This is a genomic window from Nocardia sp. NPDC055321, assembly GCF_053645575.1.
This window is the reverse complement of record NZ_JBSHMS010000024.1, coordinates 94,085-118,891: the sequence shown is the minus strand read 5'-3', so window position 1 is coordinate 118,891 and position 24,807 is coordinate 94,085. Positions and strand designations below refer to the sequence as shown.

At 70.4% G+C, this 24,807-nt stretch carries 8 protein-coding genes; 4 read left to right on the top strand and 4 right to left on the bottom strand.

Going from position 1 to position 24,807, the window contains the following annotated elements; translation table 11 throughout:
- Positions 1 to 124: 124 nt before the first annotated feature.
- Positions 125 to 1,921: a hypothetical protein gene (locus ACWIGI_RS31950; RefSeq protein WP_454206627.1), complete on the bottom strand. Its 1,797-nt coding sequence runs from the start codon at positions 1,919 to 1,921 to the stop codon at positions 125 to 127.
- 222 nt (positions 1,922 to 2,143) lie between these two features.
- Here ACWIGI_RS31950 and ACWIGI_RS31945 point away from each other — a divergent pair, with 222 nt between their 5' ends.
- Both ACWIGI_RS31945 and ACWIGI_RS31940 read left to right on the top strand, forming a co-directional pair.
- On the top strand, positions 2,144 to 2,845 hold the full coding sequence (locus ACWIGI_RS31945; RefSeq protein ID WP_454206626.1) for an HAD family hydrolase: 702 nt from the start codon (positions 2,144 to 2,146) through the stop codon (positions 2,843 to 2,845).
- Between the two features lie 225 nt (positions 2,846 to 3,070).
- Positions 3,071 to 4,732, top strand: coding sequence for a cutinase family protein (locus ACWIGI_RS31940; RefSeq protein WP_454206624.1), 1,662 nt, complete (start codon positions 3,071 to 3,073; stop codon positions 4,730 to 4,732).
- A gap of 150 nt (positions 4,733 to 4,882) precedes the next feature.
- On the opposite strand, the gene ACWIGI_RS31935 is transcribed toward ACWIGI_RS31940, so the two are convergent.
- Genes ACWIGI_RS31935 through ACWIGI_RS31925 form a run of 3 tightly spaced genes read right to left on the bottom strand, consistent with a single transcriptional unit; the run spans position 4,883 to position 8,009 of the window.
- On the bottom strand, positions 4,883 to 5,848 hold the full coding sequence (locus ACWIGI_RS31935) for a TauD/TfdA dioxygenase family protein (protein WP_454206622.1): 966 nt from the start codon (positions 5,846 to 5,848) through the stop codon (positions 4,883 to 4,885).
- Positions 5,849 to 5,882: 34 nt separating this feature from the next.
- Positions 5,883 to 7,073: an acyl-CoA dehydrogenase family protein gene (locus ACWIGI_RS31930; RefSeq protein WP_454206620.1), complete on the bottom strand. Its 1,191-nt coding sequence runs from the start codon at positions 7,071 to 7,073 to the stop codon at positions 5,883 to 5,885.
- 54 nt (positions 7,074 to 7,127) lie between these two features.
- The gene (locus tag ACWIGI_RS31925; RefSeq protein WP_454206619.1) at positions 7,128 to 8,009 is read right to left on the bottom strand and encodes a LysR family transcriptional regulator; all 882 of its coding nucleotides are present in this window, start codon (positions 8,007 to 8,009) and stop codon (positions 7,128 to 7,130) included.
- A 355-nt stretch (positions 8,010 to 8,364) separates the two neighbouring features.
- Between ACWIGI_RS31925 and ACWIGI_RS31920 the strand changes: the two genes are divergently transcribed.
- Positions 8,365 to 16,086, top strand: a complete 7,722-nt coding sequence (locus ACWIGI_RS31920) for a type I polyketide synthase (protein WP_454206618.1) — start codon at positions 8,365 to 8,367, stop codon at positions 16,084 to 16,086.
- A 29-nt stretch (positions 16,087 to 16,115) separates the two neighbouring features.
- Positions 16,116 to 24,803, top strand: coding sequence for an SDR family NAD(P)-dependent oxidoreductase (locus ACWIGI_RS31915; RefSeq protein ID WP_454206616.1), 8,688 nt, complete (start codon positions 16,116 to 16,118; stop codon positions 24,801 to 24,803).
- Positions 24,804 to 24,807: the final 4 nt, after the last annotated feature.

Below are 24,807 nucleotides of genomic sequence, written 5' to 3'. Positions count from 1 at the left end.
GTTTTTTTTTAGAACCCACGCACGCGGCCCGGGAAATTTCCTGTCCGGGGCCCGCGTCGTGCTCGGTGCCGGTGGCCGGTGTCCTGGGCAGGAGCACGGTGGTGATCGCGACCGTGCCCGTGCTTCAGCGGGAGCTGGTGCGGAACGGCTCGGCCGGCGCGCCCAGGTTCGGTGTGCCCAGCAGGGACGGCGAACTCAGCGCGTAGATCCCGTCGTTGGTGAGCAGCCACACGATCTTGCGGTCGTATTCGACGTACACCCCGTGGGTCGGATTGCTGCGCGCCCAGTCCTGGGTCTCGGGCCCGAAGGTCGGCGGCGCGAAGTACCCGGCGATCGTCGGGTGCGCGGGGTCGGAGACGTCGAAGAACTGCGCGCCCGCGTTGTAGAAGTCGTAGATCAGCAGTCCGTCCTTCGGGTCGCCGGGTGAGGTGTAGTACCCGCTGCGCTTGGGTCCGAAGCTGCCGCCGCGCTGGCAGTAGTCGGTCACCGGCGCGTTCTCGGGCGGGGTGGGCCGGGGGAGCCGGTCGACGATGCGCGGATTCGCGGGATCTTTGGCGTCGATCTGGAAGATGTCCTTGTACGGCTCGTAGCAGTCCTCGGACAGCGGATAGCCGCTGAGGTAGACCATGCCGGTCCGCTCGAACTGGGAGACGTCGATGTTGTCGGCCTCGGTGCCCGAGACGGACATCGGGATGTCGAGGTGGCCGACTTCGCGCAGATTCGCCGGGTCAGAGATGTCCAGGATCGACATGCCGAACCCGCCCATCGCCGCGAAACCGTATCGGCCGCCCTGCTCGATCGGGGTCGGGATGTACAGCGGATTGCGCGAACCCATCCACGAGGTGCGGTTGCCGCAGCGCGGATTGGCCCGGTAGGCGGCGTCCTCACCGCGCACCATGCCCTCGCGGTGCCAGGTGTCCAGCAGCCGCGGCTGAGCCGGATCGGCCATGTCCCAGACCTGGAATCCGTTGGCGTACAGGTAGGTCGGGTATTCCTGGTTCGACCAGTCGTCGCTCGGCGCGGTCGAGACGAACATGTACCGGCCGCCGTCCCAGTGCGGGACGTCGAGCGAGCCCGAGCCCTGCTGCGGCTTGCTCGTATCCGGGGCGAGCGGATCGCGCTGGGCGGCATCGGTGCTCACCGTGGCCAGCAGTTGCCAGTCCCGCTTGCGCGGCCCGTTGAGCTTGTAGACCTTGAAGCCCTTGAACTGGGTGTCCGCGCGGGCGGCGGCCACACCGCCGGGCGCGCCGAACTTGCTGTGTTCGGGGGTGTCGCCGAGCCAGAAGGGGATCTGCCGGCGCATCTCGAAACTCTGCACCATGATGTAGCCGCCGTAGCGCTCGCTCCACTGAATGGTGGACGCGCCCCAGTAGTCGTGTGCGGCCCAATCCTTGCCAGCGACCGCCTCGTCGTTGCCGTCGACCTCGCCCAGGTCCTCACGGGACAGCGACTCCACGACACGAACGTCCCGGACGTCGGTGATGTCGTAGACCCTGGCCTCGCTGCGGTCGTACTGGAACATGTATCGGCGGCCGTCGAAGTCGACGATGTTCTGCCAGGAATGGAAGGGGTCCGGGGTGAATCGCTGACCCCCGTAGTGCGCCTCGACCGTCACGTTGTCGCTGCGATAGGTGTTCGGGTCGTAGCCGCCGGTCGCCGGGAAGAGCTCTTCGCCGCCGCCGGGGAACGGATGCTGTTCCTCCTCGTTGACGTAGGTCAGCCCGGGATGCAGGAACGTGCCGTCGTTCTGCATGCCGTAGCTGCCGGGATCGACCGCCGAGGGCCGGCGGTCCCCGCAGACCAGCGGGATGTCGGGGTCCGCCGCGACCGTGTTCGCGCCGCGCTCGTCCGCGATCTTCGTCACCACCGTCGTCGCGCCCGTCACGGCGAGCGCCGCCGCGGCGACCGCGGCCCATCTCATTCGCGTGTTCACGGTAGGAAAGTCTGCTGGCGGGCGGGAACGGAAAACCCCTCCTCGAAGCCGCTTTCGCGGGCGCGGTTCCGGCCGCCGGGCCCTTGTCTCGCGAGGGCGACGGTGCTATGCGGGGGCGATGGGTTGTCGAACGGGTGGTCGATCCTCGCCGGACCCGTTCGCGCCCGGGCCGATACGCTGGGCACGGCCGTGCGGCGTATGCGGTCCCTGATGAGGCACGTGAGAGGAGCGGACCCGGTGACCCGGTTGCAAGCCGTGCTGTGGGATATGGACGGAACCCTGCTCGACTCGGAGAAGCTCTGGGATGTCGCGGTGCGCGAACTCGCCGCCGAACTGGGCCACGAGATGAACGACGACATGCGCCGCGCGCTGATCGGCGCCTCGGGCCCCAACGCCCTGCGCATCATGTTCACCGGTCTCGGGCTCGATCCGACCCCCGCGGCGCTGCGCGAGGCCGGGCAGTGGATCGAGCGGCGCGTCATCGAACTGTTCCGCGATCCGATTCCGTGGCGGCCGGGTGCGCGGGAGGTCCTCGCCGCGCTGGCGGCCGCGGATCTGCCCATGGCCCTGGTGACCAACACCAAACGCTCCCTGACCGAGTACGGCCTGGACACCCTGGGCAGGCATCACTTCCGGGCGACCGTGTGCGCCGACGAGGTCGGGCAGGGCAAGCCCGCGCCCGACGTGTACCTGCGGGCCGCCGAACTGCTCGGCGTCGACCCCGAACACACTGTGGCCATTGAGGATTCGCCCACGGGTGCGATCTCGGCCGCGGCGGCGGGCTGCACGGTGCTCGTCATCCCCTGCGAGATCGCGGTGCCCGAGGCTCCGGGGCGCAACTTCCGCGAGTCGCTGGTCGGGGTCACGCACGACGATCTGCACGAGCTGGTGCTGGCCCGGCACGCCCGCTGATCGGCCCGCCGCGCACGCGAACTCCCGAGCGGGTCGGGGTGACCGGGGTCACCGTCGCCCGCCGGTGTATTCGGGAACTGCCTGATGGGCGGGGGTAATCCGAGCCATGGCGATAGCCGATCGGTTGCGTAAGTAACGCTTTCACGGGCCCCGACGACGTCTCCTGTGACACTGGCCCGTTCGTCGGGGGCCCGGCCATCCGCTTTGTGGAATGGGGATATTGGCATGCCTTTGGGCGAATTTTTCGCAAAACACAAGATTGCTTCGGCGGTGGCCGCCCCGGCAATCCTGGGTGTGGTCGCGGTGGTAGGGGCCACCCTGACCCTGTCCGAGCCCGAATCCGAGACCGCGGCGCCGCAATTGCGCTCCTCGGTCACCGAATGCCATGACATGGTGACCATTTCGGTCGCCGGTCGCGGGGACACCCCGGTCGCGGGGACCACCAAACTGCTCGTCGACGCCAATGGCCAGGAGTTGCCCGCGGCGCTGTCCGGCGATCACAAGAGCCCGTGGCTCGACCCCATCGTGAACGCTCCGTCCGACTACGTGAATCCCGGGTCGAACGCGGCGATCTACATCGCCTACCCGGCGAACATGGCCACTTACGAGGACGCGGTCAACACCGGTGTGGCCAACACCGAGCGCGTGATGACCGAGATCTCCAAGGCCTGCCCGGACACCAAGTACTCGATCGTCGGCTACAGCGAGGGCGCCGATGTCGTGCGCCGCGTGGCCATGAAGATCGGCAATCAGGAAGCCGGCGCCGACGGTAAGTACGGCATCGTGAATCCGGACGACGTGGTCGGCGTGGTCATCCTCGCCGACGCCGGGCGCAAGGAGGGCGATTGCACCTTCCTGGGTGCGAAGGATCCGTGCAGCAACCCGGACAACTTCGATCAGAAGTATCAGAACGGCTCCAACACCGCCGGCGGCGCGGGCGCGCTGCCCGGGACCAGCGGTGATTTCGGCAAGCTCAACGGCCGGATCGCCTCGTTCTGCTCGGACGGCGACCTCACCTGCGCCGCACCCAAGAACATCTCGCTGCTGACCCTCGCGGTCAATGTCGGCCGCCAGGTCAACGCCGATCAGCTCGAGCGCGAGGGCCTGACCCCGGCGACCGGTATGGACGTCGCGATGGTGCTGGGCGACATCGCCCTCAAGGCGTTCGCGGACATCCAGTCCCAGCCGAACTGGATGGCGAGCAACGAGACGTTCCTGTCGGTGCTGCTGCGGGTGTCGGACCCGAACTACACCCCCGGTGAGAAGCGCCCCGTCGCCGCGGCGGATGCCATTGCCGCCGAGAGCATGTCGCCGCTGGCGTACCTGCCGCAGAAGGTGTTCAACGAGATCATCGGCCTGATCACGACGAACCAGAACACGATCCCCGTGATCATGAGCGACCCGTACAACCTGACCCTGGGCCCGAACCACTCCGGCCATCACTTCGACTACTGGAAGGACGCGAACGCCGCGAACGGCAAGCCCCTGACCTCGGCCGAGTACGCGGCGGCCTGGCTGACCGAGCTCGCCAAGAAGGCCCAGGCCGGCGATCTGGACGTGACCACCACGCCCAAGACCACCACGAAGGCCGTGGAGAAGGCCGGCCTGGCCGCCGACCCCGCCGCGCCCCAGACCACGAAGTCGACCACGACCACCACCACGACGACCACGACGACGGATGCCAAGGCCGACGCCAAGGCCCCCGCGACGACGACGGACCCGTCCACGACGTCCCCCTCGACGACGGTGGATCCGACGACCGTTGCTCCCACGACGGTGAAACCGGCCGATCCGGCCCCCACGACCGTGGAGGCCGCGAAGCCGACAACGACGGCCCCGACCACGACCACCACGGTGGCTCCGACCACGACGTCCCCGTCGAACTGATCCCGGTCTCCACCGCGGCCCCGTCGAATCCGACGGGGCCGCGGTGCGTTTCACGATGGTCCGTCTCCGGTTCCAGGCGCCGTCCTCGGGGCGGGAAAGCGCGGGTGCCGGTCCCTTTTGCTGCAGGCTGCGTGGGCGTACCGCCGTGGGTCAGTTCGCGAAGAACCTCAGCCTCGGTGATGGGACGACCTCGCTGTAGTGCGAAGCGTCCCCCTTCAGCGCTTCGCTGTGGGCTCCGTCGACGGAGACCGGGAGGTCGCCGGCGAGGGTGATGCGGTGGAGCTTGCGTGGCTGGTCACCGAAGTCTGCTATGCCGTAGTGCTGGGTGGCGCGGTTGTCCCAGATCGCGACGTCGCCGAGGGTCCAGTTCCAGCGGAACGTGTTCTCCAGTTTGGTGATTCGGGCCTGCAGGAGTTGATACAGGGTGCGGAACTCCGGGGTCGTCAGGCCGCGGAAGCTCTTCGCGAAATGACCCAGGAGGAGGGAGCGTTCGCCTGTTTCGGGGTGGACGCGCACCACGGGGTGTTCGGTCTGGAACTCGGTGCTGGTGAACACGTCGTACTGTTTGCCGATGTTGGAGCCGCCGGACTGGTCGACGTAGTCGTACAGGTTGCTGTGGGTGGCCCACAGGTGTTCGGTCAGTGTGCGCAGAGGTGCGGGTAGTTGCTCGTAGGCGGCGACCGTCGATGCCCAGGTCGTGGCTCCGCCGTAGGTGGGGAGAATGACGGCGCGCAGGATCGAAGCCTTGGGGACGCGGTCGACGAAGGTGACGTCGGTGTGCCAGGTGTTCGCCGCGCCGTCGATCGGCAGCACTCGGGTACCGGGTGCGGACAACGTCGGATGAGGTTCGGTCGGCGTGCCGAGCAGCTGCGCGAACTCGTGGTGCGATTCGTCATCGAGGTGTTGCTGACCGGTGAAGACGACCACCTTGTTGATCGCCAGGGCGAGCCGGATCGCTTCGACCTGCTCGGCGGGCACGTCGCCCCCGAGTCGCACGCCGCCGATCCGCGCGCCGATGTGCTCGCCGAGCTTCTCGACCGTGATGCCGGCGTCGCGGAAGATCCCGGCGGCCGCGGCCGCGCGATCCGCCCGGGTGTCCAGATGTGCCAATGTCATTGTCTGTACTCCGAATCCGTGATCGGTGGCGGGACTATTCGCCGAGCAGGAAGTTGCCGATGTACTCGCGGACGCTGTCGCTGCTGGGCGGATGGAAGCTCCCCGCCCGGACGTCGCGGTACAGCCGCTCCAGCTCGTTGCGGCGGTGGATCGAACCGCCGCCGCCGATCTCCAGCGCGAGATCCACCACGGTGCGCGCGGTTCGGGTGCCGTTCTCCTTCACGGCGAACAACGCCAGCAGCAGCCGGTCCCCGAGATCGTCACCGCGAGCGAGGACCTCGGTGATGTGGTCGAGGTGGGCGGTCGCCGCCTCCAGCGCCAGCTCGGCGTCGGCCGCGTGATACCGCACGAACGGCTTCCCGGCCACGGGCTTGCCGCCCAGGCTCAGCACGTTGCGGGTTCGCGCCGACTCGAGGGCGACATCGACTGCGCGACGGCCGATTCCGAGATACACGTTCACCAGCACCGGGATCGCCCAGGGCAGGATCGAGGAGATGAACGGACCCGGGTTCTCGCCGCGCTCGTAGCTCTCGACCACATGCTCCTGCGCCACGAACACATCGGTGAGTACCGTGTCGTGGCTGGCGGTCGCCCGCACCCCGAGGGTGTCCCAGGTTTCCACGGTGCGCACACCCGGGCTGGTGCGCGGTACGAACGCGTGCAGGATGCGCGGGTGCTCGGGATCGCTGTCGTCGCGGGCATGGATGCCCAGCCAATCCCAGGCCGGCGACAGCGAGGTGAAGATCTTGTGCCCGTTGATCAGGTAGCCGCCCTCGACCGGCACCGCACCGGTGGTGGAATCGTCGATGGCCAGGTCGTTTCCACGCTCACCGTGACCGGCGGCGATGACCTTGCCCGCCGCGACCTCGCGCGCGAGCCAGTCCAGGGACGTGTCACCGGCGGCGATCCGGTCGGCCAGCGGGCCGGTCCAGTACAGGTGCATGTTCACACCGAGTGCGGTGGCCGGCGCCCAGTACGCGAGCGCGCGCTGGGCGCGGTTGAATTCGGGGAGACTCCACCCGAGCCCGCCGTGGCTGACCGGGATCGCCGCCCGCAGGTATCCGATGTCCCGCAGTTCGTCGAGATCCTCGGTGAAGAAGCGGTTGTCGCGATCGTATTCGGGGGCGCGCTGGTGAAATCGGTGCAGCAGCGCTTCGGGCAGGACTCCGGGCGTCAGCACCTCGGTGACCGGTGCATCGGTGGGCTCTACGGCGAGATCTGTCATGGGACAACTACTTTCGGGGTGTGGAGATGGGGATTGGTAAGCGCCGGATCCGGCTCACGCGACCCCGCGCAACCCGCTGCCGGAGATCGCGCGGTAATGCGCGGTGATGGCCTCGACCGCGATGTTCTCGATGTGGTCCTCGAGTCCGCGCCGGGTGACCAGGCGGACATCGATCGCCCCGACCTCGGGTAGTTCGCCGACCGGGAGGAGATCACACGGCCCGGAGGACAGACACGGCAGCAGAGCGACGCCCAGACCCGCCTTCGCCGCGGCGAGCAAGCCGTCGAGGTTGCCCGATTCGGCGGTGACCGAGACCTCGTAGCCGCGTTCGCCGAGCGCCTGGACGGCGCGACGGCGCAGGCCGCAGGGTTCGGCGAAGGCGACCAGCGAGATCGGCCCCGGCGCCGGCGGCAATTGCCAGTTCGGCCCGGCGAACCACCTCAGGTCCAAGACGCCCACCTCGGTGCCGACCGGCTCGGCGGTGTTGCCGCCCAGCACGACCACCAGATCCAGCACGCCCTTGACGACCGCGTCGGTCAACGCGGTGGATCGGTCGATCCGAAAGTGCAGTCCCGCTTCGGGATACGTGGTGCGCAGGACGCCGAGCAGGTCGGGCAACAGGCCGTCGGCCGCGTGCTCGGTGGAGCCGATATTGATCTGGGGGCGGGGTGCTTCGGCGAACCGGGCCAGGACCTGGTCCTGCGCGGCGAGCAGCCGCCGGGCCTCGGTCACGAGCCGCTCGCCCTCGGGGGTGAAACGTGAAGTGCGGCCGTTCTTTTCGACGAGCACGCACTTGAGCCTCCGCTCCAGCATCCGGATGTGCTGGCTGACGGTGGGCTGGCTCAGGTGTAACGCGTCCGCCGCGCGCCGGAAGCCGCCGGTGTCGGCGATGGTCACAAGTGTGCGCAAATGCAGCAAATCCAGCGGATCAGGCATACCGTACAGTCACCTTCGGGTTGGTCGACGCTGAATCACCATCTAACCGGAGAGCGAATCGCATTACCGCCCTTTGAATCTCCGAGATTGCAAATCAATTGCAAGGATGGTTTCGTAATCCCTGAACGTGACTGTGGCAATTGATCGGATTCATGGATCGATCGATATCGGATATGCCGATCAAGTGTCGAAACATAGTGGTGCACAGTAAGTTACAGCGATCAGCGCGCGATGTGACCTGTGCCACCTCCGGTTGTTGGTTCGCGAATAGCACTCGCACAATAACTTCCACGCGGAGCTTTCGGGCGGGGGTAGTAACCGAATTATTCTCCGGATCAAAAGGAGATCTGATCTAGTGAACGATTTTCGGCGCGAGGGAATCGCGAGTGCGGTCGCGATCGTGGGCGTTTCCTGCCGGCTTCCCGGTGCGAACAATCCCGGTGAATTCTGGAATCTCCTGAAAACGGCGGGAAATTCCCTCGGAGTGCCCGCGGCATCGCGTGCGGCCGCCGGCGGCGAGGTGGCGGGCCTGGTCGGCGGCTTCCTCGCGCAGGTGGACCGCTTCGACGCCGCGTTCTTCGGCATTTCCCCGGCAGAGGCACGGCTGATGGACCCGCAGCAGCGGCTATTGCTCGAATTGGCCTGGGAGGCAGCCGAAGACGCGAACATCCCGATCACCGCGCTACAGGGGTCCGCCACCGGCGTCTTCGCCGCCGCGATGGCCGCGGACTATGCCGTACTGGCGCAGGCCGGCGGGACCGAGGCCATTTCACGGCACACCCTCACCGGCCAGAGTCGCGGTGCGCTCGCGAACCGGCTCTCCTATGTATTCGGCCTGCGCGGGGCCAGTCTCACCGTCGACTCCGGCCAGTCTTCCGGCCTGGCCGCGGTTGACCTCGCCTGCGCGAGTCTGCTGGCGGGCGAAACGGATTCGGCGTTCGTCGCCGCGGTGAACCTGAACCTGACGCGCGACGGCGCGCTGACCGCCGAGAGATTCGGCGGTGTGTCCGCGACCGGTCGCGCTTCGGTGTTCGATGCCGATCGCGACGGCTATGTGCGCGGGGAGGGTGCGGTAGCGCTGCTGCTCAAACCACTGGATCGCGCTGTCGCGGAACATGATCGGATCCACGCGGTGATCCGCGCGACCGCCGTGGCCAATGACGGCGGCGGGCCATCGTTCACCGTGCCCACCGTCGCCGGGCAGTCCGCGGTCATCGGCCGAGCCCTCGAACGAGCCGGCATAGCCCCCGGGGACGTGCAGTACGTGGAACTGCACGGCACCGGAACACGCGCCGGGGATCCGATCGAGGCGGCAGCGCTGGCCGAGACCATCGGCCGCACCCGCACGGCTGCCGACCCACTGCTGGTCGGATCGGTCAAATCCAGCATCGGGCACCTCGAGGGCGCGGCCGGGCTCGCCGGACTGTTGAAGACGGTGCTGAGCCTGCGGCATCGCGAACTGCCCGCGACGCTCGGGCACGACAAGCCCGATCCCGCACTGCGGCTCGAAGAATCGAACCTGCGGGTGGTAACCGGCGGACGTGCCTGGCCGCATCCGGAGCGCAGTCTGGTTGCGGGGGTCAGCTCGTTCGGGATGGGTGGAACCAACGCCCACGTGATCGTCGAGCAGGCGCCCGCCGGAGCCGATGGCCGGCGGGAGCGAGACGGCGGAGAGCGAACGGTAGACGATTCGGTCGCGTCTTCGAAAGCGGTTGTGCCGGTAGTTGTCTCGGCCCGCTCGGACGCGGCGTTGCGCGCACAGGGCGAGAGCCTGGCCGACTTCGTCGCCGCCCACGCTCCCGGCATCTCGTCGCTGGCCTCGGGCCTGCTCCGTGGCCGGGTCGAATTCGACACTCGCGCTGTCGTTCTGGCCGCAGATCATGACGGTCTGCTGGCCGGTCTGCGAGCCCTGTCGCAGGGGCGCACGACCGCGGGTCTGGTCACGGGATCCGGTGCGCGCGGCAGCGTGGGCGTGGTGTTCGGCGGCCAGGGCAGCCAGCGTGCGGGAGCCGGTGGGCAACTGTACGAACTCTTCCCGGTGTTCCGCGCCTCCTTCGACGAGTCCGTGGCCCTGCTCGATCGGTATCTGGATGCGGCGGTGGACTTCTCGGTGCGCGAGGTGGCCTTCGGCGCACCGGGTACCGAAGGGCTGATCGACCGGACGATCTACACGCAGCCGGTGATCTTCGCGGTCGAGGTCGCGCTGTACCGGTTGCTCGAATCGTGGGGGATCGAGGTCGCGGCCGTGGCGGGGCATTCGATCGGCGGTGTGGTGGCCGCGCATGTGGCCGGTGCGGTCGCCCTCGCGGATGCGGCGCGGCTGGTCGCGGCGCGCGGCACCCTGATGGGCGCACTGCCCTCCGGCGGCGCGATGGTGGCGGTCGAGGCGAGCGAGCCGGAGGTCCGGACCGCGATCGAGACCGCCGGTCTGTCGCGAACGGTGGCGGTCGCGGCGGTGAACGGCCCGCTGGCGGTGGTGATCTCGGGCTCGGACGAGGAGGTCTCGACCGTTGCCGGCGCGCTGTCCGAGTCCGGTCGGCGGGTCAAGCGGCTGACGGTGTCGCACGCGTTCCACTCAGAGGCCATGGATCCCGTGCTCGCCGAGTTCGAAGCGGTGGTCGAGGAATTGACCTGGACCGCGCCCGAACTCACCCTCGTCTCCGATGCGACCGGCAGGCGGGTCGAGGCAGCCGAGGAGCTCGGACCGGCCTACTGGTCCCGGCACCTGCGCGGTACCGTCCGCTTCGCCGACGCGGTGCGCACCCTACGGGACGCGGGCGTCGGCACCTTCCTCGAGCTCGGCGCGGATGCCGTGCTCACCCCGATGGTGACGGCCACCCTGTCCGATGCCGCCGAGACCGTCGCCACCGCGTCCCTGCGTTCGGGTCGCGACGAGGTGACCGGCCTGCTGACCGCCGCGGCCGTCGTCCACACCAACGGCAACCGGGTCGATTGGACCGCGCTGGTGGCACCCGCGACCCGCATCGACCTACCCACCTATCCCTTTCAGCGTGAACGGTTCTGGCTGGATGCGCCGGCGAACCGCGCCCCGCTGGCGACGGACCCGTCATCGGGCGGTGGTCCGCAGGATGCGCCACTCGAGCTCGAGCCCATCGTGCCCGCCTCGAAGTCGGCGCCCATCGCAGTCACCGTGCGCGAGGCGACCGCTACGGTGCTCGGCCACACCGACCCGCAGCGGCTCGACACCACGAGCACCTACCGGGACCTGGGCCTGGACTCGCTCGGCGCGCAAGAACTGGCGACCCTGCTGACGCGTGAGCTCGACCTCGCGGTGACGCCGATCGCGATCTACGACTACCCGACCCCCGGCTCGCTCGCGGCGCACCTGGCAGACCGGCTGCGCGGGCGATCGGCCCCGGACCCGGGCATCGCCGATGCTGCGAATCCGGCAGGCGCCGTTGTTGTCTCGGACGACCCGGACGATGCCGCCGAGCCCGTCGCCATCGTCGCGGTGAGCGGGCGATTCCCCGGCGGGCACGGATCCCCCGAAGCGCTCTGGGACCTGCTGGTGACCGGCGGCGAGGCCATCGGAGACCTGCCCGCCGATCGCGGCTGGGATCTCGGCGCGCTGGCCGGCATTCTCGGCGGGGACGGTTCCCGTGGCGGATTCCTGGGCGAGGCAGCCGAGTTCGACGCGGAGTTCTTCGGCATCTCGCCGCGCGAAGCCGTCGCGATGGACCCGCAACAGCGGCTGGTCCTGGAATCGGTCTGGGAGCTGTTCGAGCGCGCGGGCATCGTCGCGGACTCCCTGCGCGGCACGCGCACCGCCGTGTACCTGGGTGCGAGCCCATCGGAATACGGTCCGCGCCTGCACGAGATGAGCGGCGCGGCAACCGGATTCGGCCTCACCGGCACCTCGCCGAGCGTTCTCTCGGGTCGCGTGGCCTACACGTTCGGCCTGGCCGGACCCGCACTGACCGTGGATACGGCGTGCTCCTCGTCGTTGGTGGCCCTGCATCTGGCCGTGCGCGCCCTGCGGGCGGGGGAGATCGATCTCGCGGTCGCCGGTGGCGTGACGGTGATGGCCGGTCCGGGCATGTTCACCGAATTCGCGCGACAGGGCGGCCTGGCCGCGGACGGCCGGTGCAAGGCGTTCGGGGCCGCCGCCGACGGGACCGGCTGGTCCGAAGCGGTGAGTGTGCTACTGGTGGAACGGCTGTCGGACGCCCGCCGACTCGGACACGAGGTGCTGGCCGTGGTGCGCGGCAGCGCCGTGAACCAGGACGGGGCATCCAACGGCTTGACCGCGCCCAATGGCCCGGCGCAGCGGCAGGTGATCCGGGCGGCGCTGGCGGATGCGCGTCTGCATCCCGCCGATGTCGATCTGATCGAGGCGCACGGTACCGGCACCGCCCTCGGTGACCCGATCGAGGCGCAGGCCCTCCAGGAGACCTACGGACGGCATCGGGCCGACCCGGTCTGGCTCGGTTCGCTGAAGTCCAATATCGGTCACACCCAGGCCGCCGCGGGCACCGCTGGTGTCGCGAAGATCGTCCTGGCACTGCGCAACGAGCTGATTCCCGCGACGCTGCACGCCGAGCCGGCGTCCCCGTTCGTCGACTGGCAGGCCGGAACGTTGCGGCCCGTGCTCGAGGCGCAACCGTGGCCGCGTGCCGCGCGGCCTCGGAGGGCGGCCGTGTCGTCGTTCGGGATCAGCGGAACCAACGCACACGTGATCATCGAAGAGGCACCCGCTCCGCGGGCTGTCGCGACGAACGAGCGGCCGAATCCATCGGCGGCCGATGCTGTTCCCGAGGACGGGGCTCCGGACGGGGTCCTGCCGTTCGTCCTGTCGGGGCGGACTCCGGCCGCCCTGCGGGCACAGGCGAATCGGCTCGCCGTGCACCTGTCGGGATCGAAGCGGCTCGAGACCGCCGCGGTGGCGTCCACGCTGATCCGGCACCGAGCCGGGTTCGCGGCGCGCGCGGTGGTGCTCGCCGAGGACGACGCGGCGCTGCGATCGGGTGTGCGGGCGCTGGCGGATGACCTCGGCGCGGTGCACGTCGTCACCGGGCCGGGGTCCTCGCCCGGTGCGGTGGGGGTGGTGTTCGGCGGACAGGGTAGTCAGCGGGCCGGTGCGGGACGGCAACTGGCCGCGCGTTTCCCGGTCTTCCGCCACGCGTTCGAGGCCGCGGTGGAGTTGCTGGACCGGTATCTCGGTGCGGCGGTGCGGTTCTCGGTGCGCGAGGTGGCGTTCGGCGCACCCGGCACCGACGGGCTCATCGATCGGACCATCTATACCCAGTCGGTGGTGTTCGCGGTGGAGGTCGCGCTCTACCGGCTGTGGGAGTCCTGGGGTGTGCCCGTGGCGGCGGTGGCCGGGCATTCGATCGGTGGCGTGGTCGCCGCGCACGTGGCGGGCGTGCTGTCCCTCGACGACGCGGCCCGGCTGGTCGCCGCCCGTGCCCGGCTGATGGACGGATTGCCGGCCGGTGGCGCGATGGTGGCGGTCGAGGCCGCCGAGGCCGAGGTGCTCGCCGCGATCGGCGCCGCCGGCGCGACGCAAACGGTGGCGGTCGCCGCGGTGAACGGTGAACGCGCGGTTGTCATCTCGGGTCCGGAGGATTCGGTGTCGACGGTTGCGGGGGACCTGACCGCGGGCGGTCGGCGGGTGAAGCGGCTGGCCGTGTCCCACGCGTTCCATTCCGCCGCGATGGATTCCGTGCTCGACGAGTTTCGCGACGTGGTGTCCGAGCTGACCTTCGCCGACGTCACCGGTCCGCGCATCGTGTCCGATCACACCGGCCGCGCAGTGACCGGCGCCGAGCTCGCCGATCCCTCGTACTGGGTCCGGCACCTGCGCGGCACGGTGCGCTTCGCGGACGCCGCACGCACCTTGGCCGCCGAAGGCATCGGGCTCGTGGTGGAGCTGGGTGCGGACTCCGTACTGGCGGCGGCGCTGTCGAGCGTGCTCGACGATGTCACCGTGGTCTCGGCCCTGCGCCGCGACCGGGACGAGGTCGCCGGCGTGCTGACCGCCGCGGCCACCGTGTTCACCCACGGTCACCCGGTGGACTGGTCGGCGATCGTGCCCGACCACGGCCGGGCCGCCCTGCCCACCTACGCCTTCCAGCGTGAGCGCTATTGGGTGGACACACCGGGCGGCGCGGCCGACCACGTGCCCGGCGAATGGATCCATCACACCCGGTGGTCGCGATTCACTCCCGGCAACGCGACACCCGAGCACGAGACGACCTGGGTACTGGTGGGCCCGGACAACGGCGCCGCCGACGGGTGGTCCCGAGCACTACGCGCTGCGCTCGGCGCCGCACACGTCACCGAACTGCGTGTGAACCCTTCGACCGCAACGAGATCCGAGCTGGACATGGCACTGGCCGACGTGCCGGGCGAGGCCCTGAGCGTGGTGTCGTTGCTGCCGCTGGCCGCACGCGCCACCGGATCGGCGTTCGATCTCGATCTCGCCGCCGCGACCACGATCCTGACCCAGTCCGCGGCCGCCGCGGCGCGAGTCACCGCGTTCGCGACGCTGACCGCCGCGGCGGTTGCCTCCGATGAGTTCGACGAGCTGCCGACCCGCGATGCGGACGGAGTCGATCCCGAGCCGTCCGGAGCGTGGCACGCGGGTTTCGTCACCGCCGCGGCGACAGAAGGCGGCCTCGGTGCGGGCACCGTCATCGACGTACCGGCGGAACCGAGCACCGATGCCCTCGCACGGATCGTCGCAGCACTGCTGAATCCCGGCGGTGAGCGCGAATTCGCCGTACGGGATGACGGAACCTGGGTGAAGCGCGTGCGACCGGGCACCCTGCGGGCCACGGGACGCTGGCGCCCGGCCGGCACCGTCCTGATCACCGGCGGCACCGGCGCGCTGGGTGCGCACGTCGCGCGACGCCTCGCCCGCAACGGGGCGACCGATCTGCTGCTGGTCAGCAGGCGCGGACCACAGGCCCCCGGCGCGGCCGAATTGATCGCCGAATTGTCCGCCGCCGGAGCCCATCCGGTGGTCGTCGCCTGCGATGTCGGCGACCGGGCCGCAGTGGCTGCCCTGCTCGCGAGTATTCCGGCCGACCGCCCGCTCACCGATGTGGTGCATACCGCCGCCGTACTCGACGACGCACTGGTCGACGGCCTGGACCGGGAACGCCTCGAACGCGTACACCGGGCCAAAGTGGGTGCGGCACTGCACCTGCACGAGCTGACCCGGGATATCGAACTGTCCTCCTTCGTGCTGTTCTCCTCGGTCACCGCTACCGTTCCGGCCGCGGGACAGGCGAACTACGCGCCGGGCAACGCGGTACTCGGTGCGCTGGCGGCCCATCGCAGCCGGGCCGGGCTGCCCGCCACCGCCATCGGGTGGGGGCATTGGGCGGGCGCGGGGATCGCCGGTTCGGCGGCAGGACAGCTGCGCCGGAGCGGACTGCGGCCGATGAATCCCGCGCAAGCCCTCACCGCACTCGAGCGCGCGGTCATCGGTGGCGAGCGTGAGGTGATCGTCGCCGATATCGAGTGGGCGGCAGCCGATCCGATGCACGCCCGGCTACTCGCCGAAGTGCTGTCGTCGGCCGAACCCGCGATCGCCGCCGAGCCCGCACACGAGTTCGCGGCCCTCGATGACGCCGAGCGCCACCGTCGCGTTCACGCTCTGGTTCGCCAGGAGGCGGCCGCCGCGCTGGGTCACGCCGATCCGCACGCGGTCGACGACGATCGAGGACTGCGCGATCAGGGATTCACCTCGCTGTCCTCGGTGGAATTGCGCAACCGGCTGCGCCGGCGCACCGGTCTGGACCTGCCCGCCACCGTGGTCTTCGACCATCCGACCATCACCGCCCTGAGCGCGTTCATCGCCGGCGAATTCGCTCCGGCACGGCCGCCGCGAGTGGACATCCTGCTCGGCGACCTCGAGCGCGTGGCAGCGGGTTTGGCGGCCACCGATCTGTCCGCCGCCGATCGGGCCGTCGCGCTCGAGCGACTCCGGCGCCTGCTCGGTGAATCCGATGCGGGCGCAACCGAATCCGATACCAGCCCGGCTCTGCCGGACTCCGCGACGGACGCCGATCTCATCGATTTCATCGGCTCCGCCCTCGGCATCTCCTGACCTGCTCGCGAATAGTGAAAGGCACCGCTGTGAACGCTGTTGACGACGCCACCGGCGACGACAAGATCCGGCACCTGCTGCGCCGGGTGAGCGAGGAACTGTACAAGACCCGGCAGCAATTGCAGGAGGTCACCGCCGCCCAGCAGGAGCCGATCGCGATCGTCGCGCTCGGCTGCCGATTCCCGGGCGGGGCCGACACCCCGGAACGGTTCTGGGATCTGCTCAGCGCCGGCCGGGACGCCCTGTCCGAGTTTCCGGACGATCGCGGCTGGGACCTGGCCAACCTCTACCACGCGGACCCCGATCATCCCGGCACGGCCTACACGCGGCACGGTGGATTCCTCGACAGCGCAGCGGATTTCGATCCCGACTTCTTCGGGATCTCCCGGCGCGAGGCGCTGGCGATGGATCCGCAGCAGCGGTTGTTGCTGCACACGACGTGGGAGGCGTTCGAACGCGCGGGCATCGATCCGCGGTCGCTGCGCGGCAGTCGCACCGGGGTATACGTCGGCACCAACGGCCAGGACTACGTGACCGGCAGTGGCAGCGTGCCGGCCAATGTGGAGGGCTACCTGGTCACCGGCACCGCGGCCAGCGTGCTGTCCGGTCGCATCGCCTACACCCTGGGTTTCGAGGGACCCGCGCTCACCGTCGACACCGCGTGCTCGTCCTCCCTGGTCGCCCTGCACCTGGCGGTGCGGGCGTTGCGGGCGGGCGAGGTGGATTTCGCCGTCGCGGGCGGCGCGACGATCATGTCCACCCCGGCGATCTTCGTCGAGTTCTCCCGGCAGCGCGGGCTGTCCGTCGACGGCCGCTGCAAGGCGTTCGCCGACGGGGCGGACGGCACCGGCTGGGGTGAGGGCGCGGGCGTGCTACTGGTGGAGCGCCTTTCGGACGCCCGGCGGCTGGGTCACGAGGTGCTGGCGGTGATCCGGGGCAGCGCGGTGAACCAGGACGGCGCGTCCAACGGGTTGACCGCGCCCAACGGCCCCGCCCAGCAACAGGTGATCCGGGAGGCGCTGGCCGATGCCGGGGTGAGCGCCGCCGAAGTGGACGCGGTCGAAGCGCACGGCACCGGCACCGAACTCGGCGACCCGATCGAGGCGCAGGCCCTGCTGGCAACCTACGGCCGCCACCGTGCGGAACCGCTGCTGCTCGGCGCGGTGAAGTCCAATATCGGCCACACCCAGGCCGCGGCGGGGGTGGCCGGTGTGATCAAGATGGTGCTGGCGCTGCGTCACGAGACACTGCCCGCGACCCTGCACGCGGAAAAGCCGTCCACCCTTGTCGATTGGACCGCCGGACAGGTCGAACTGGTAAACCGGTCGCGACCGTGGACTGCCGGCGGCAGGCCGTTGCGTGCGGGCGTCTCGGCCTTCGGCGTGTCCGGCACGAACGCCCACGTGATCCTCGAGCAGGCCACCGACCCCGAGCCGGCTCCCGAATCACCGGGTGCGCCACTCGCTGATTCGCCGCCGTCACAGTCGGCATCGCCGAGTGATCGGCTCGCTGAGTCCGGAGTGTCGCAGCGGGTGTCGCCGAGTGGCCGGCCCGTCGATTCGTCGGCGGCGCAGCCGGAGTCACCGGGCGCGCCACCTGTCGATTCCGCAGCGGGGGAGCCGGAGTCGTCGGGGCAGGTGCTGCCGTTCCTGGTCTCGGGGACCTCGGACGCTGCTCTGTACGCGCAAGCCGACGCGCTCGTGCGCCACCTCGCTGGCGTCGGTGACGCGGACCTGGAGTCCCTGTCGTCAGCCTTGATTCGTGATCGCGTCACCTTCGGCGCGCGGGCGGTGGTCACAGCCGCCGATCGTGACCACCTGATCGCGGCGTTGTCGGAGCTGGCCGAGGGAACACCGGGGGCCGGAGTGACGGTGGGCGCGGCCGCCAAGGGCACGGTGGGCGTGGTCTTCGGCGGGCAGGGCAGCCAGCGCGCGGGTGTGGGAAAGATTCTCTACCAGAGGTTTCCCGCCTTTCGGGAGTCTTTCGACGCGACGGTGGCGCTGCTGGACGAGCACCTCGGCGCGGCGGTGCGATTCCCGATTCGGGAGGTGGCCTTCGGTGCGCCGGGCACGGCCGGACTGATCGACGACACCACCTACACCCAGCCGGTGATCTTCGCCGTCGAGGTGGCGTTGTTCCGGTTGCTGGAATCGTGGGGCATCGAGATCGGCACGGTCGCAGGGCATTCCATCGGCGGTGTGGTGGCCGCGCACGTGGCGGGCGCACTGTCGCTGCCGGACGCGACCCGCCTGGTCGCCGCCCGTGGCCGGTTGATGGGCGCGCTGCCCAAAGGCGGCGCGATGGTCGCCGTCGAAGCCGCGGAGGACGAGATCCGGGCGGCGATCGAGCAGGCGGGCGCAGGCGAGACGGTGTCGGTCGCGGCCGTGAACGGCCCGCGCGCGGTGGTGATCTCCGGCGCCGAGCAGGCGGTGCTCGCGGTGTCGGCGGGGCTTTCCGGCCGGGGCAGACGGGTCAAACGGCTCGTGGTGTCACACGCCTTCCATTCCGCGGCAATGGATCCCGTGCTGGCGGAGTTCGCCGAGGTGGTGTCGGCGCTGACCGTCACCGAATCCCTGGCGCGCACGCTCGTCTCGGATCTCACCGGTGCGGCGATCACCGCCGCCGAACTGTCCGACCCGGCGTACTGGGTGCGGCATATGCGCGGCACCGTCCGCTTCGCGGACGTGGTCGCCACGCTGCGGGCCGGAGGTGTCGGAGTGATCCTCGAGCTCGGCGCGGACGCGGTGCTCACGCCGATGGTGTCCGCCGTCCTGGCCGAGAGCCCCGACCCCGCGGTCGCGGTCGCGGCCGTCCGGAACGGGCGCGACGAGATCGCCACGGTGCTGTCCGCGGCCGCGGCCGTGCACGCCAACGGTCATACGGTCGATTGGACCGCGATCGTGTCGCCGCGGCGACGAATCACATTGCCGACCTACGCATTCCGGTACGAGCGATTCTGGGCGACCACCACCGCGGCCACCGAGCCGAGCCGTGGCGAGCATCCCGTGCTCGCCACCACCGTCCGCCTCGCCTCCGGCGCGGGCGTTGTCGCGACCGGACGGCTGTCCGTCGCGGATCAGCCCTGGCTGGCCGAACACGTCGTCGCCGGGCGGATCTATGTTCCGGGGACCGCGCTCGCGGAGCTGGCAGTGCACGTAGCGGACGCGGTGGGTGTCGACGCGGTCGACGAACTCGTGATCGAGACGCCGCTGGTGCTGACCACCGAGTCCGGTGTCGAGGTCCAGGTCAGCGCGCACCGGGTCGACGAGCATCACGTCGTGGAGATCCACTCGCGCCCGCCTGCCGACCCGACCGCACCGTGGATCCGGCACGCGGCCGGCCGGCTCGATCGCTCCCGGGCGAGGGCCGTTGCGGCGGTGCCGGATTCGTGGCCGCCCGCGGGCGCCGAACCCGTCGAGCTCACCGATGCCTACTCCCGGCTGTCGGCCACGGGCTTGGACTACGGTCCCACCTTCCAGGGGGTGCGCGCCCTCTGGCGGCGTGGGCAGACCCGCTACGCGGAGATCGCCCTGCCGGAATCCGGGCTCGCGGACCCGACCGGCTACGTTGTGCACCCCGCGCTGTTCGACGCCGCCCTGCACCCGGTCGCGCTCACCACCGAGGAACCTGCCGCACCGCGCATTCCGTTCGTGTGGAACGGATTCCGGGCGCATTCGGCCGGAGCAACGGCGTTGCGAGTGAGCTTCACCGTCACCGCGGACGGGCTGAGCGACCTGCTCGCCACCGATCCGGCCGGTGCACCGGTGTTCTCGGTCGACAACCTCGTGCTGCGCGCCGCCCGGACCGAGCACGCTCCGGCACAGGAGGGTCTGTACGAGACGGCATGGGTGGAATACGCACTGCCGACCGCGACATCGGCCGGCGAACACCGGGTCTGGGATTCCATCGATCTCGACGCACCTGTACACGCGGCCCTGGCGCTGCTGCGTGAGCCGGCCGAGCACACTCGGATACTGCTCACCCACAACGCCATTGCCGTCACCGCCGACGACCGCCCGGATTCCGATGCCGCCCCGATCTGGGGCCTGGCCCGGGTGGCCGCCACCGAGCGCGCCGGAACGATCACGGTGATCGACACCGATGACGCGGCCGAGTCCCGGGACATCCTGCCCCGCGCGCTGGCCGCCGCCGAGGAGGAACCGCAACTCGCGTTGCGCGCGGGCCGCGCGTACGTACCCCGTTTGGTCCACGCGGGCACGGCCGCCGAGACCCGATCGGTGCGGGAGGACATCGCCGCGGAACCCCGGCCGGCGCGGGAAGCCGCCGAGCCACGCACGTGGGACCCCGAGGGCACCGTGCTGATAACCGGCGGCACGGGTGGTCTGGGTGCGCTGTTGGCCCGGCATCTGGTGCGGCGCCACGGTGTTCGGCACCTGATTCTGGCCAGCCGGCGGGGAGCCGGTGCGCCCGGAGCTTCGGAACTGGCAGCCGAGCTGCGCGGACTGGGCGCGCGGGTGCTGGTGGTATCGGCCGATCTCGGCGATCGTGAGACCGTCGCCCGTGTGCTGGCGGCGGTGACCCCGGCGCATCCGCTCACCGCCGTGGTGCACGCGGCCGGAATCGTCGATGACGGAGTGCTCGATACCGTGACCGACGAGCGATTCGACGCGGTACTCGCACCGAAACTGGTGGCGGCACAGCTACTCGACGAGCTGACCCGCGACCTCGGGCTGTCCGCGTTCGTGCTGTATTCCTCGGTCGCCGGGCTGCTGGGCACCGCCGGGCAGGCCGCCTACGCGGCCGCCAACACCGGACTGGACGCCGTGGCGGCCCGCAGGTACGCGGACGGGCTGCCCGCCGTCTCGCTGGCCTGGGGTCTGTGGTCCGAATCGAGCGGCGTGACAGCGCATCTCACGGATGCGGACCGGGCGCGACTGGCTCGTCAGGGCGTGCGCCCGCTGTCGGCCGAGCACGGCCTCGACCTGTTCGATGCCGCCGTATTCCACCGCGATACACCGCTGCTGGCCCCCGCGCCCCTGGACCTGTCGGCCTTCGAGCGGCCCGGCGCCACCGTGCCCCCACTCCTGCGCGGATTGGTGCGGACCCGGCGCCGCCGGGCGGAATCGCCTGTCCGCGAGCCGGAGTCGGGCTTGGCAGCCCAGCTGCGTGGACGATCCGCCGAGGAACAGCGGGCGCTGCTGGTGGATGTGGTGCGCCGCGAAGCCGCCGTGGCGCTCGATCATCCGGACCCCGTCGGAATCCGGGGCGACCGCGCCCTGACCGACCTCGGCCTGGACTCGCTCACCGCGGTGGAACTGCGCAACCGCCTCGCGAGCGCGACCGGATTGCGGCTGCCCGCCACCCTGACATTCGATCACCCGACCCCGCAGGCGATTGCCGAACTCCTGCACACGCGGCTGGTCGGTACGGTCGAGACCGGTCCCGCCGCCCACACGGTGGACGCCGCTGACACCGATCCCATCGTCATCGTGGGCATGGCCCTGCGCCTGCCCGGCGGTATCGAGACACCCGACGCGCTGTGGCGACTGCTCGACACCGGCGGGGACGCCATCTCCGAGTTCCCGGCCGATCGTGGCTGGGATCTGGAATCGCTCTACGACGCCGATCCCGAGCGCGCCGGCACCTCCTACACCAGGCACGGCGGATTCCTGGTGGACGCCGCCGATTTCGACGCGGGACTGTTCGGCATCTCGCCGCGCGAAGCGCTGGCCACCGATCCGCAGCAGCGACTGCTGCTCGAAACCAGCTGGGAGGCCCTGGAGCGCGCCGGCATCGATCCGACCTCGTTGCGCGGCAGCCGAACCGGGGTGTTCGCGGGCACCATGTACCACGACTACGCCCCGCACATCCAGGACGCGCCCGCCGATCTGGAGGGCTACCTGGTCAACGGCAGCGCCGGCAGCATCGCCAGCGGCCGTATCGCGTACACCTTCGGTTTCGAGGGGCCCGCGCTGAGCGTCGACACGGCCTGCTCGTCCTCGCTGGTAGCGCTGCATCTGGCGGCGCAGTCGCTGCGGTCCGGGGAGAGCGACCTGGCCCTGGCGGGCGGTGTGGCGATCATGGCCAGCCCGGCCACCTTCGTGGAGTTCTCCCGCCAGCGCGCACTGGCCGCCGACGGCCGCTGCAAGGCGTTCGCGGCCGCCGCCGACGGGACCGGCTGGGCCGAGGGGGTCAGCATGCTCGTGCTCGAAAGGCTCTCCGACGCACAGCGATCCGGCCACCCGGTGCTGGCGGTGGTGCGCGGGTCGGCGGTCAACCAGGACGGTGCGTCGAGCGGTCTCACCGCGCCCAACGGTCCCGCGCAGCAGCGCGTGATCCGCCGGGCGCTGGCCAACGCGGGCTTGACCGCGAGCGAGGTCGACGTGGTGGAAGCGCACGGGACCGGCACCAGGCTTGGCGATCCGATCGAAGCCGAAGCGATCATCGCGACCTACGGCGCCGAACACGCCCCGGACCGGCCACTGTGGCTGGGATCGCTGAAGTCGAATGTCGGCCACACCCAGGCCGCCGCCGGTGGGGCCGGGATCATCAAAATGATTCTGGCACTGCGCAATCGACGGCTGCCGCGGACGCTGCACGTCGACGAGCCCACACCGCACGTGGACTGGGCGGCCGGCACGGTACGCCTGCTGACCGAGGCCAGGCCGTGGGAGCCGCGGACCGTGCCGCGCCGGGCGGGCATCTCCTCGTTCGGAGTGAGCGGCACCAACGCCCACGTCATCATCGAAGAGCCGACAGCGCTGGAACTCGGCACCGTTTCGGGGGATATCCCGAAGCATGCCACGGCTGTATCGAGCGCCGACGCGGACGATTCGTTGCGGACCGGTGCGGCGTCGCCGACCGAATCAGCGACAGCGGATTCGGCGGCCCCGGTGGTGTGGGTGCTGTCCGGGCACGATGCCGCCGCTCTGCGCGGGCAGGCGGTCGCGCTGGCGACCTATCTGCGGGCCCGGCCCGAACTCGACGACGCGGATGTCGCGCGCACCCTGTGGGATTCGCGGGCCGCGCTCGCCGAGCGGGCACTGATCGTGGGGGATGCGGCAGAGCTGCGCGCGGGGCTCGAAGCGCTGGCCTCCGGGGCGGCGCTGCCCGCCCACGTGGTCACCGGTACCGCCGACGTGACCGGGCGGACCGTGTTCGTGTTTCCCGGTCAGGGCGGCCAGTGGCCGGGTATGGCCGCCGAGTTGTACCGCACCACTCCGCTTTTCGCGCACCGGCTGGAGGAGTGCGCGCGAGCGCTGACGCCGTTCGTCGACTGGCCGGTGCTCGAGGTCCTGCTCGGGCGGGCCGAGATCGACACCGACCGGGTCGACGTGGTCCAACCGGCACTGTGGGCGATCATGGTCGCGCTCGCGGAGGTGTGGATCGCGCACGGCGTCCGCCCGGACGCGGTGGTGGGCCATTCGCAGGGGGAGATCGCCGCGGCGGTGGTTGCCGGTGCGCTCTCGCTCGAGGACGGTGCGCGCGTGGTCGCCTTGCGCAGCAGGGCGATTGCCGCTCATGCCGGACACGGCGCGATGGCGGCGGTCTCGTTGTCCGCGGCGGACGCCGCGGAACTGGTGGCCGAGTACGACGGCCGAATTTCGCTGGCCGTGGTGAACTCCCCGACCTCGGTGGTGCTCTCCGGGGCGGTGGCGGCCGTCGAGGAGGTACTGGCCCGGCTGGACGCCCAGGGTGTGCGCAACCGGCGAGTGGCGGTCGACTACGCCTCACACTCCGCGCAGATGTACGACCTGCGGGCCACCCTGCACACCGAACTCGCCCCGGTACGCCCGGTCGCCTCGACCATTCCCGTGCTGTCGACGGTATCGGCGGACTGGCTCGACGGACCGGAGCTCACGGGGGAGTACTGGTTCGAGAACATCAGCGGCACGGTGCGATTCGAGGAGGCCACCCGGGTGCTGCTGGCGGGCGGGTACCGGGCCTTCGTCGAAATCGGCCCGCACCCGGTGCTGTCCTCGGTCCTCGAGGAGACCATTGCCGAGGTGGGCACCCCCGCCACGGTCGTGGTGGGTACCCTGCGCCGCGACGAAGGCGGCCCGCAGCGCATCGCGCTCTCGGTGGCCACGGCGGTCAGCCGGGGCCTGGCCGTCGACGCCGAGACGCTGCTGCACGGACACGGACACCGAATCGAGCTGCCCACCTACGCGTTCCAGCGCAGCAGGTACTGGATCGACGCGGACCGCTCGGCATCGCGCCGGGGTGACCGGCCCACGCCGGCCTCGAGCGACATCGTCGAAACGACGAGTCCGGTTGTCCTGGATCGGTTCTCCGGCCTCGACGACGCCGAGCGGCGTGGCGCGGTGCTGGAACTGGTGCGGGCCGAGACCGCGGCCGTGCTCAAACACGGCGGTGCCGACGATGTTCCGGCCACTCGCGCCTTCCGTGAACTGGGCCTGGACTCGCTGACCGCGGTGGACCTGCGCAACCGGTTGCGAACCGCGACCGGACTCGCGCTGCCCGCCACGCTCATCTTCGATCATCCGGCTCCCGCGGCCGTCGCGGAGTACATCGCCACCGCCCTGCCCCGCGCGGGCAGCGCCGACCGCGGCCCGATCGATGCCGACGACGCGTTGCGCGCGCTCGAGGAACTGCTGATCGGCGGCGCGGCCGGCACCGAATCGGTCGCCGAGCGACTGCGTTCGCTCGCCGATCGCCTCGCCGCACCCGGAGCCGAGGTCGACCTCGACTCCGCTTCCGACGACGAACTATTCGACCTGGTAGACAGGAACTGACCGC

What these genes read in the sequence shown, in the direction of transcription:
- ACWIGI_RS31950 (WP_454206627.1), bottom strand. Translation starts at nt 1,921, where the DNA reads ATGAGATGGGCCGCGGTCGCCGCGGCGGCGCTCGCCGTGACGGGCGCG.
- ACWIGI_RS31945 (WP_454206626.1), top strand. Translation starts at nt 2,144, where the DNA reads ATGAGGCACGTGAGAGGAGCGGACCCGGTGACCCGGTTGCAAGCCGTG.
- ACWIGI_RS31940 (WP_454206624.1), top strand. Translation starts at nt 3,071, where the DNA reads ATGCCTTTGGGCGAATTTTTCGCAAAACACAAGATTGCTTCGGCGGTG.
- ACWIGI_RS31935 (WP_454206622.1), bottom strand. Translation starts at nt 5,848, where the DNA reads ATGACATTGGCACATCTGGACACCCGGGCGGATCGCGCGGCCGCGGCC.
- ACWIGI_RS31930 (WP_454206620.1), bottom strand. Translation starts at nt 7,073, where the DNA reads ATGACAGATCTCGCCGTAGAGCCCACCGATGCACCGGTCACCGAGGTG.
- ACWIGI_RS31925 (WP_454206619.1), bottom strand. Translation starts at nt 8,009, where the DNA reads ATGCCTGATCCGCTGGATTTGCTGCATTTGCGCACACTTGTGACCATC.